This window comes from Mesorhizobium sp. P2_F5 (assembly GCF_056403715.1).
The window spans coordinates 125,055-135,081 of record NZ_JBFUEY010000018.1 but is presented as its reverse complement, the minus strand read 5'-3'; the positions used below and the strand labels follow the sequence as shown (position 1 = coordinate 135,081).

At 64.1% G+C, this 10,027-nt stretch carries 9 protein-coding genes; 7 read left to right on the top strand and 2 right to left on the bottom strand.

Annotated features, from left to right (window positions below):
• Positions 1–142: 142 nt before the first annotated feature.
• Complete coding sequence (gene tpiA, locus AC1DYO_RS22790) at positions 143–913, bottom strand: triose-phosphate isomerase (RefSeq protein WP_477266733.1); 771 nt, start codon at positions 911–913, stop codon at positions 143–145.
• 146 nt (positions 914–1,059) lie between these two features.
• Between tpiA and AC1DYO_RS22785 the strand changes: the two genes are divergently transcribed.
• From AC1DYO_RS22785 to AC1DYO_RS22765, 5 genes are read left to right on the top strand one after another with little or no spacing between them, the layout of a single operon-like run.
• A complete protein-coding gene (locus AC1DYO_RS22785; protein ID WP_477266732.1) occupies positions 1,060–2,955 on the top strand; it encodes a peptidyl-prolyl cis-trans isomerase in 1,896 nt (631 codons plus the stop codon).
• Between the two features lie 30 nt (positions 2,956–2,985).
• Complete coding sequence (gene trpD / locus AC1DYO_RS22780; protein WP_477266731.1) at positions 2,986–3,996, top strand: anthranilate phosphoribosyltransferase; 1,011 nt, start codon at positions 2,986–2,988, stop codon at positions 3,994–3,996.
• A 3-nt stretch (positions 3,997–3,999) separates the two neighbouring features.
• Positions 4,000–4,812, top strand: a complete 813-nt coding sequence (gene trpC / locus AC1DYO_RS22775; protein ID WP_477266730.1) for an indole-3-glycerol phosphate synthase TrpC — start codon at positions 4,000–4,002, stop codon at positions 4,810–4,812.
• Between the two features lies 1 nt (position 4,813).
• On the top strand, positions 4,814–5,296 hold the full coding sequence (moaC, locus tag AC1DYO_RS22770) for a cyclic pyranopterin monophosphate synthase MoaC (RefSeq protein WP_477266729.1): 483 nt from the start codon (positions 4,814–4,816) through the stop codon (positions 5,294–5,296).
• Entirely contained in the window at positions 5,297–6,502 is a 1,206-nt protein-coding gene (locus AC1DYO_RS22765) for a molybdopterin molybdotransferase MoeA (RefSeq protein ID WP_477266728.1), read from the top strand.
• A 44-nt stretch (positions 6,503–6,546) separates the two neighbouring features.
• On the opposite strand, the gene AC1DYO_RS22760 is transcribed toward AC1DYO_RS22765, so the two are convergent.
• Entirely contained in the window at positions 6,547–7,377 is an 831-nt protein-coding gene (locus AC1DYO_RS22760) for an alpha/beta hydrolase (protein ID WP_477266727.1), read from the bottom strand.
• A 165-nt stretch (positions 7,378–7,542) separates the two neighbouring features.
• On the opposite strand from AC1DYO_RS22760, the gene AC1DYO_RS22755 reads away from it, so the two are divergent.
• Together AC1DYO_RS22755 and kynA are read left to right on the top strand one after the other, a co-directional pair.
• On the top strand, positions 7,543–9,168 hold the full coding sequence (locus AC1DYO_RS22755) for an AMP-binding protein (RefSeq protein WP_477266726.1): 1,626 nt from the start codon (positions 7,543–7,545) through the stop codon (positions 9,166–9,168).
• Entirely contained in the window at positions 9,165–10,001 is an 837-nt protein-coding gene (gene kynA, locus AC1DYO_RS22750; protein WP_477266725.1) for a tryptophan 2,3-dioxygenase, read from the top strand. Before AC1DYO_RS22755 ends, kynA begins: the two co-directional genes overlap by 4 nt.
• The last annotated feature ends 26 nt before the right edge of the window (positions 10,002–10,027 follow it).

Sequence of the window (10,027 nt, the reverse complement as noted above, 5' to 3'; positions counted from 1 at the left end):
AGGCCGGAAACAGCTGCGGCTGATCGATCAGCCAGGGGCGAAACGTCTTGCTCATGCCCCAAAGAATCACGCCGTAATCCAGCTGTCTAGGCGCAGCCCGCCGCCGACCGCTCATTCCACACCCAAATACGGGGACAGGCTCCTAGGCGATATTCTGGTAGGCCTCGGCAATGGCGAGAAAATCCGCCGCCTTAAGGCTAGCGCCGCCGACGAGCGCGCCGTCGACGTTTTTGACGCCGAGCAGTTCGACCGCATTGGATGGCTTGACCGAGCCGCCATAGAGGATGCGGATCTTGCCGGCCACCGAGGCGCCCAGCCCCTCCGACAGTTTTTCGCGGATATGCGCATGCGCTTCGGCCACGTCGGCGGCGGTCGGTGTCAGGCCGGTGCCGATCGCCCATACCGGCTCGTAGGCGATGACGGTGTTGGCTGGCGTCGCGCTGGGCGGCACCGAGCCGGCGACCTGGCGCGACAGCACGTCGAGCGCGGCGCCCGCTTCACGCTCGGCCTTGGTCTCGCCGATGCAGATGATGGCCACAAGTCCGGCGCGCCATGCGGCCGAGGCCTTGGCCTGGACGATCGCATCGTCCTCGTTGCGCTGTTCCCGGCACTCGGAATGGCCGACTATGACATGGCTGGCGCCGGCGTCTTTCAACATCTCGGCCGAGACACAACCGGTGAAGGCGCCGCTCTCCTTGATGTGGCAATCCTCGCCACCGGCCCGCACCGGCGTGCGCGAGAGGATTTCGGCCGCGCGCGACAGCAAGGTCGAGGGCACGCAGACCAATGCTTCGGTCTCGGCGTCGAGGCCGCTCATGAAGCCGTTGCCGATCATCCTGAGCTCGTTCAGCGAGGCGCTGGTGCCGTTCATTTTCCAGTTGCCGGCAACAAGCGGTCGAATTCCTGGCGTCATGGGATCTGGTTCTCCGGGCGACATTGGGGTCCCGCCCTCCCTATCAAAATCAGGCCACAAAGCAATCGACAGTGAGCCGGAAGGGCGCTATTGCGCTTGTTTCAGACTCGGGCGCACACGAAAGTGCGGAAAAATCGGAAGTAACAATGCTTGGTATTCTGAGAAGCGCGGCGGGGACCTGGGTCGCGAAGACCCTGCTGTTACTGCTGGTGGCAAGCTTTGCCGCCTGGGGCGTCACCACCCGCTTGGCGGGCGGCTTCCTGGCCGGCCATCACGCGGTCATAACCGCCGGCAGCACCACCGTGTCGATCACCGAATACCGCCTCGCCTACGATCGCCAGATCAATATGCTGCAGCAGCAGATCGGCCAGCGCATCAGCCGCGAGCAGGCCAAGGCCTATGGCATCGACAACCAGGTTCTGGCGCAATTAGTGTCGGGCGCCGTTCTCGACGAACAGGCGCGCAAGCTCGGGCTCGGCTTCTCCAAGGACAAGCTGGCCGAATTGACGCGCCAGGAACCCGCCTTTCAGGGCCCGAATGGCCAGTTCGACCGCCGGCTGTTCGAATCGCGGCTGCGCGAACTCGGCATGCGGCCGGAGGACTATCTCAAGAACCGGTCCCAGGTGGCGGTGCGCCAGCAGATCGTCGAGGCGGTTTCGGACGGCCTCAAGGCTCCGGACACCTTCTTCAAGGCGGTCGCGCTTTATCGCGGCGAAGACCGCACCATCGACTATCTGACCTTGCCGAAGGCGCTGGTCGAGCCGATCGAGGCGCCATCCGACAGCGTGCTTCAGGCCTATTTCGAGGCCAACAAGAAAACCTACGCGGCGCCTGAATACCGCAAATTCTCCTATGTCCGGCTCGAGCCTGAAGACATCATGGATGTCAGCGCCGTGACCGACCAACAGGTCGGCGATGACTACAACAAGAACAAGGGGCGCTACACCACGCCGGAAATGCGCACCATCGAACAACTGGTGTTTCCGACGCTGGATGCCGCCAAGGCAGCATCCGATTCGCTGAAGACGGGCGCCACCTTCGACAAGATCGTTATCGCGCAGGGCAAGACCCAGGCCGACACGCTGCTTGGCACGCTCTCCAAGGACAAGATCAGCGACAAGGCGGTCGCCGATGCCGCATTCGCGCTTGCCGTCAACGAAGTCAGCCCGGTCGTCCAGGGTACGTTCGGCCCGGTGCTTTTGCGCGTTACCGAGATCAAGCCGGAAGTGGTGAAACCGCTGGCCGAAGTGTCGGACCAGATCCGCAAGGATCTGGCGCTGGGCGAAGCAAGCCGCATCCTGCTCGACGTGCACGACAATTACGAAGACACCCGCGCCGCCGGCAGCACGCTCGCCGAAGCCGCCGCAAAGCTGAAGCTCAAGGACGTCACCGTCGAGGCCATTGACCGCACCGGCCTCAAGCCGGATGGAACCATCATCAAGGACCTGCCGGCATCGCCGGACCTGATCAAGGCGGTGTTCGAGGCCGAACCCAACACCGAGAATCAAGCTCTGACCACGACCAACAATGGCTTCGTGTTCTACGAGCTGACATCGATCACGCCGGCTCGCGACCGCACGCTGGACGAGGTTCGCCAGAGGGTGGTGGCGGACTGGACGACAGAGGAAACGACCAAGCGGCTGACCGCCAAGGCTGACGAGCTCGAAAAGCGCCTCAAGGCTGGCGCCACGCTCGACGTCATCGCGGGCGAGCTGAAACTCGAAAAGCAGACCAAGCGCGGCGTGAAGCGCGAGGCCGACGACGTCGATTTCGGCAAGGACGGCGCCGCAGCGATGTTCGGTGTCGGCGAAGGCGGCATCGGGCTGATCCCCTCGCCCACCGGCGAAGGCCAGATTCTGTTCAAGGTGGCCGAAGTGTTCGAGCCGGCCGGAGCCGACGCCAGTTCGGTGCCCGACGACGCGCAGAAATCCTTCACGCAAGGCATGTCCGACGATTTGCTCGACCAGTTGGTGGCACAGTTGCAGACGCAATACGCCGTCAGCGTCGACCAGGCCGCCGTTGCCCAAGCTCTTGCCCAATGAACGGCTTGGCTCAATGAACGTCTTGGCCCCATGAGCACCCTGAAGATCCATATCGCCAAGGTCGCCACCGGCAGCGCGTTGACCTTTGAGGAAGCGCGCGAAGCCTTCGACATTATCATGTCGGGCGACGCGACGCCCGGCCAGATCGGCGGCTTCCTGATGGCGCTACGCGTGCGCGGCGAGACGGTGAGCGAGATTTCCGGCGCCGTCGCCACCATGCGCGCCAAGATGCTGCGCGTCGAAGCCCCTGAAGGCGCTATCGACATTGTCGGCACCGGCGGCGACAACTCGCACTCGGTCAACATCTCGACGGCGTCCGCCTTCGTCATCGCCGGCAGCGGCGTGCCGGTGGCCAAGCATGGCAATCGCGGCCTGTCGTCGCTGACAGGCGCTGCCGATGTGCTGGTTGCGCTCGGCGTCAAGATCGATATCCCGCCGGAGGTGATCGGCCGCTGTATCCATGAGGCCGGCGTCGGCTTCATGTTCGCGCCGGCGCATCATCCGGCGATGAAACATGTCGGCCCGACCCGCGTCGAGCTAGGCACCCGCACCATCTTCAATCTGCTCGGACCGCTGTCCAATCCGGCCGGCGTCAGCCGGCAGATGGTCGGCGTGTTCCTGCCGGAATGGATCGTGCCGGTGGCCGAGACATTGAAGGCGCTGGGCACAGACCATGCCTGGGTCGTCCATGGCGATGGCTATGACGAAATCACCACCACAGGCGAGACGCAGGTTGCGGAACTGGCCGGCGGCGAGATCCGCCATTTCACGCTCACCCCGGAAGCGGTCGGCTTGCAGCGTCACACCAAGGATGAGTTGCGCGGCGGCGACGCCGCCTACAACGCCAACGCGTTGCGCGACATGCTGGGCGGCGCGGCCGGCGCCTATCGCGACACGGTGCTGATGAATGCCGGCGCCGGCATGGTGGTGGCCGGCAAGGCGACAACGCTTGCCGACGGCATGGCGGCGGCAGCGCAAGCCATCGACAGCGGCCGGGCGCTTGGCGTGCTCGACAGGCTGGTCGAGATTTCGAACGGATAGGCCGTGGCTGACATTCTGCGCAAGATCGAGGCCTACAAGCGCGACGAGATCGCGGCGGCGAAGGCGCGGGTACCGCTGGCCGAGATCAAGGCGCGGGCCAAGGATGCCGACGCGCCGCGTGGCTTTCTGAGGGCGCTTGAAGCGAAGCGCAGATCGGGCAGTTTCGGCCTGATCGCCGAAATCAAGAAAGCGAGCCCGTCCAAAGGCTTGATCCGCGCCGATTTCGATCCGCCGGCACTGGCGCAGGCCTATGAGAAAGGCGGCGCCGCCTGTCTTTCGGTGCTGACCGATGCGCCGTCCTTCCAGGGCGCGCCGGAATTTCTGACCAATGCGCGCAAGGCTGTGTCGCTGCCCGCGCTGCGCAAGGATTTCCTGTTCGACCCTTACCAGGTCTACGAAGCGCGCGCCTGGGGCGCCGACGCTATCCTGATCATCATGGCCAGCGTCGACGATGCCCTGGCCAGCGAATTGGAAGCGACCGCATTCGAACTCGGTATGGATGCACTGATCGAGGTGCATGACGAGGCCGAGACGCAGCGCGCGGTAAAACTGTCGTCGCAGCTGATCGGCATCAACAACCGCAATCTGAGGACATTCGAGACCAGCCTTGGAACCTCGGAGCGGCTGGCGTCGATGGTGCCGGGTGGCCGCTTGCTGGTCAGCGAGAGCGGAATTTTCACCCACGACGATTGCCTCAGGATGCAAAAGACCGGCATCAGCACCTTCCTGGTCGGCGAAAGCCTGATGCGGCAACAGGATGTGGCGGCGGCGACGCGCCTGCTTTTGACAGGCAAGGCGAAGGCCGAGGTAGCCTGAGATGGCAGCCGCCCTCACCCATCTCGGCGCCAAGGGCGAGGCCAACATGGTCGATGTTGGCGACAAGGAAGAGACGACACGCACGGCGATCGCCGAAGGCTTTGTCTCGATGCGGCCGGAAACCCTGAAGATGATCCTCGACGGCGATGCCAAGAAAGGCGATGTGCTGGGCACAGCGCGCATTGCCGGCATCATGGCGGCCAAGAAAACACATGAATTGATCCCGCTCTGCCATCCGCTGTTGTTGACCAAGGTGTCGGTCGACATCGAGCCGGACACGGCCCTGCCCGGCCTCAGGGTCACCGCGCTCGCCCGCGTCACCGGCAAGACCGGCGTCGAAATGGAGGCGCTGACCGCTGCTTCGGTCGCATGCCTGACCATTTACGACATGGCCAAAGCGGCCGACCGCGCCATGGTGATTTCCGGCATAAGGCTTGTAGAAAAGACCGGTGGCAAGTCCGGCGACTACAAGGCGGGTTCGTAAATGGCCCTGGTTCCGGTCGCTGAGGCGCTGGAGCGCCTGCTGGAAGGCGCTGTGCCGCTGCCGGGTGAAAGCGTCGCGCTGGCGGACGCGGCCGGCCGGGTGCTGGCGGAGCCTGTCGTGGCGCTGCGTACTCAGCCGCCTTTCAATGCATCTGCCATGGACGGCTACGCCGCGCGGGCGAAGGACGTAGCATCCGCCCCGGCGCGGCTTTCGGTGATCGGCATGGCGCCCGCCGGGCGCGGCTTTGACGGCACTGTCGGCAAGGCGCAGACCGTGCGCATCTTCACCGGCGCGCCGCTGCCTGAAGGCGCAGACACCATCGTCATCCAGGAGAATGTGCGGGATCTCGGCGGCGGCCAGATCGAGGTGACCGAGCCGACGGCGAAGGAACGCAACATCCGCCGCCGCGGTCTGGATTTTGCGCAAGGCGATGTCCTGCTGGAGAAAGGCCGCGTGCTCGATCCGGCCGCACTCTCGCTGGCGGCATCGGCCAATCACCCGACCCTGAACGTGGTGCAACGGCCGCTGGTCGCCATCATCGCCACCGGCGACGAATTGCTGCCGCCGGGCAGCGCGCTTGGTCCCGACCAGATCATTTCCTCCAACGCCTATGGCGTCGCTGCCACCGCGCAGTCTGTCGGCGCCCGCGCGCTCGATCTCGGCATCGCCGCCGACCGCAAGGAAGCGATTGCAGCGCTGGTGAAAAAGGCGGTCGCGGCGAAAGCCGACGCCATCGTCACGCTCGGCGGCGCCTCGGTCGGCGACCACGACCTCGTCCACGATGTGCTCACCGGCGAAGGCATGACGCTCGACTTCTGGAAGCTCGCCATGCGCCCGGGCAAGCCGCTGATGTTCGGACGGCTCGGCGATATCAGATGCATCGGCCTGCCCGGCAACCCGGTGGCGAGCCTGGTCTGCTCGCAGCTGTTCCTGAAGCCGCTTTTGGCGCAACTCGGCGGCCGCACCTACCGGCAAGACATCCGCCCGGCGCAACTTGGCGCTGCAATGCCGGCCAACGATCTCAGGCAGGACTATGTGCGCGCCGTGGTCCGTGAAGACGATGGCGAGCTGGTGGCGACGCCGTTCAGCATCCAGGATTCCTCGATGCTGAGGATGCTGGCCGACGCCAACGGGCTGATCGTGCGGGCGCCCTTCGCTCCGGCGGCAGCCGTGGGCGCTGCGTGTCGCGTGCTGATGCTACGCTGAAGATCAAGCGTCCAAACCATTAATTTTAGAGATGAAACTGGTTTTTATTCCGCAAGCAAGGCCCGCGTCAGCGGATGTGTTGGATCGGCAAGCCCGTCGACGATGTTGAAATGATGCCGGTCCGGCTCGACCACCGTGCTGGTCATGGCGCCGAGGCCGGTCCAGATGTTGGCGAGCAGCGCATTCTGGCGCAGGAACTCCGCCCGCTCGCCGCCGCCGGCCCAGCAGGTGATGCGTGCGCCCTCCATGGGGCGCAGCAGCGCCGGGCTTTCGGCCAGTGCTTCCGCTTCATCGATGGCCAATGTCGTATTCATGCCGGTGCGCATGATCGGACGGAGGTCATGGACGCCAGAAATCGAGACGACATTGCGCACACGGCCTGCCACATCGGCGGCCAGAGGCGTCGTTGTCGTCACCATCCTTGAGGCGAGATGGCCGCCGGCGGAATGCCCGGTCAGGATCACCGGCCCGCCGACCATCGTCGCCGCCTTGCCGATCGCCGCCGCTATTTCCCTGACGATGCCGGAAATGCGTATGTCGGGACAAAGCGTGTAAGTCGGCATTGCCACGGCWAAACCGCTGGCGACCGCGCCTTTGGCCAGATGCGACCAGGGATTCTTGTCGAATGCCTTCCAGTAGCCGCCATGGATAAAGACAACGAGTCCTTTGGGCATGGCATCAGGAAGGAACAGATCGAGCCGGTTGCGCGGGCTGTCGCCGTAGGCGATGTCGAGCTTGGCCCGACCGGCCGCCGACAGCGTGTCGCGAAAAGCCTGTGCCGGTGCGTCCCACGCGGCAGGCCAGCGATTGCTGCCGGCGATGTTGTCGCCGTTGGCGTAGGCATTGTCCCAATCGACAACACGATGTTCGAGCATCTGCACCCTCCCAGATGACTTCAGTTCAGTCGACAGGAATGGCCGCCGGCAAAGGCGACGTCAATGCTCCACCCTAAAAACATTTTAGGCTTGAAACAAATTTCGACTGGTGCGATCCTGTGATTGTTCAGCCATGGGCGTGAGGCAGACAGGGGCAGCCGAAAAATGCTTGGGCCATCAGCGCATACCGACACATTCACGCGCGACAACCTGCCGCCGCCGGATCAATGGCCGGAGTTTCTGCTCGACGGCTTCCGCTATCCCGACCACATAAACGCCGGCGTCGAATTGACCGACAGGCTGGTCGAAAAAGGCTTTGGCGACCACACCGCGCTGATCGGCAATGGCCGCCGCCGTACCTACAAGGAACTGTCCGACTGGACCAACAGGCTCGCCCATGCGCTGGTCGAGAATTATGGCGTCAAACCGGGCAACCGGGTGCTGATCCGCTCGGCCAACAACCCGGCCATGGTCGCCTGCTGGCTGGCCGCCACCAAGGTGGGCGCGGTGGTCGTCAACACCATGCCGATGTTGCGTGCAGGCGAACTCGCCAAGATTGTCGACAAGGCGGAAATCACGATCGCACTTTGCGATACAAGGCTGATGGACGAGATGACCGCCTGCGCCAAGGGCAGTGCGTATCTCAAGCAGGTCATCGGCTTCGACGGCACGGCCAACCATGACGCGGAACTCGATCGCGTCGCCCTCGACAAGCCGGTCACCTTCACCGCCGTCAACACCGGCCGCGACGATGTCGCGCTGCTCGGTTTCACCTCCGGCACCACAGGCGTGCCGAAGGCGACGATGCATTTCCACCGCGACCTCCTGATCATCGCCGACGCCTACGCCCGCGAAATCCTGGAGGTGACGCCGGACGACATCTTCGTCGGCTCCCCGCCCCTCGCCTTTACCTTCGGTCTTGGCGGGCTTGCCATCTTCCCGCTGCGCTTCGGTGCCGCGGCGACGCTGCTGGAACAGGCGACGCCGCCCAACATGATCCACATCATCGAGACCTACCGGGCGACCATTTCCTTCACCGCTCCTACCGCCTATCGGGCCATGCTCAAGGCTATGGATGAAGGTGCTGACCTGTCCTCGCTGCGCGTCGCGGTTTCAGCCGGCGAGACGCTGCCGGCGCCTGTTTTCGAGGAATGGACCGAGAAGACCGGCAAGCCGATCCTCGACGGAATCGGCGCCACCGAAATGCTGCACATCTTCATCTCCAACCGTTTCGACGACATGAAGCCGGCCTCCACAGGAAAAGCCGTCGGCGGCTATGAGGCACGCATCGTCGATGACGAGATGCGGGAGCTGCCGCGCGGTTCGACAGGCCGGCTGGCGGTGCGCGGCCCGACCGGCTGCCGCTATATGGCCGATGCCAGGCAGAAGGACTATGTCCGCGACGGCTGGAACCTCACCGGCGACACTTTTACCCAGGACGAGGACGGTTTCTTCCATTTCGCCGCGCGCTCCGACGACATGATCGTCAGCGCCGGCTACAACATCGCCGGTCCCGAGGTCGAAGCGGCGTTGCTTTCGCATCCCGATGTCGCCGAATGCGCTGTCATCGGCGCCGAGGACCGCGAGCGAGGCCAGATTGTCGAGGCGCATATCGTACTGGTGCAAGGCGTGGCGCCGGACGCTTTGGCCGTCAAACGCCTGCAGGACCACGTCAAGGCAACGATCGCGCCTTACAAATATCCGCGTTCGGTAAAGTTCATCGATGCCTTGCCCAAAACCCAGACCGGCAAAATCCAGCGCTTCCGGTTGCGCGCGGAGAAGAGCAATTGAGCCAGCCCTACGATCCGGCGTCGGATGGCGCGCAGATGTCGTTCAAGGAGCGAATGTCCTACAGCGACTATCTGCACCTGGAGAAGGTGCTCGACGCGCAGACGCCACTGTCTTCTGCCCATGACGAGATGCTGTTCATCATCCAGCATCAGACATCGGAATTGTGGATGAAGCTGGCCTTGCACGAGATCGGCGCCGCGATCCGCGCGATCCGCGCCGACCGCCTCGAACCGAGCTTCAAGATGCTGTCTCGCGTCGCGCGCATCTTCGAGCAGCTCAACAATGCCTGGGACGTGCTGCGCACGATGACGCCCAGCGAATACACCGAGTTTCGCGACGCGCTCGGCCAATCCTCGGGCTTCCAGTCCTGGCAGTACCGCGCCATCGAATTCATGGCCGGCAACCGCAACCTCGCCATGCTCGGCCCGCACAAGCACCGGCCAGAACTTACGGACAGACTGGAAGCGATCCTGGCCACGCCGTCGCTCTATGACGAGGCGCTGCTGCTGTTGGCGCGCAACGGCTTCGACATAGGCGCCGACGCTAGGCGCACGGACTGGCGCGAAACGCGCGGAGAGAACGAAGAAGTGCTGGTTGCCTGGCAAACCGTCTACCGCGACCCGCAGCGCTACTGGATGCTCTACGAACTGGCCGAGAAGCTGGTCGACTTCGAGGATTACTTCCGCCGCTGGCGCTTCAACCACGTCACCACGGTCGAGCGCATCATCGGTTTGAAGCGTGGCACCGGCGGCACCTCAGGCGCCTCCTACCTGAAGAAGATGCTGGAGGTCGTGCTGTTTCCGGAGCTCTGGACGGTTCGCACCCGGCTCTGAGCTCTTTGTTTGGCGCAACTCCCAAG

Bases quoted from the DNA above. Each gene is read 5' to 3' on its own strand.
- AC1DYO_RS22765 (WP_477266728.1), top strand. From the start codon at position 5,297: ATGGCCCTGGTTCCGGTCGCTGAGGCGCTGGAGCGCCTGCTGGAAGGC.
- tpiA (WP_477266733.1), bottom strand. From the start codon at position 913: ATGACGCCAGGAATTCGACCGCTTGTTGCCGGCAACTGGAAAATGAAC.
- trpD (WP_477266731.1), top strand. From the start codon at position 2,986: ATGAGCACCCTGAAGATCCATATCGCCAAGGTCGCCACCGGCAGCGCG.
- moaC (WP_477266729.1), top strand. From the start codon at position 4,814: ATGGCAGCCGCCCTCACCCATCTCGGCGCCAAGGGCGAGGCCAACATG.
- AC1DYO_RS22785 (WP_477266732.1), top strand. From the start codon at position 1,060: ATGCTTGGTATTCTGAGAAGCGCGGCGGGGACCTGGGTCGCGAAGACC.
- AC1DYO_RS22755 (WP_477266726.1), top strand. From the start codon at position 7,543: ATGCTTGGGCCATCAGCGCATACCGACACATTCACGCGCGACAACCTG.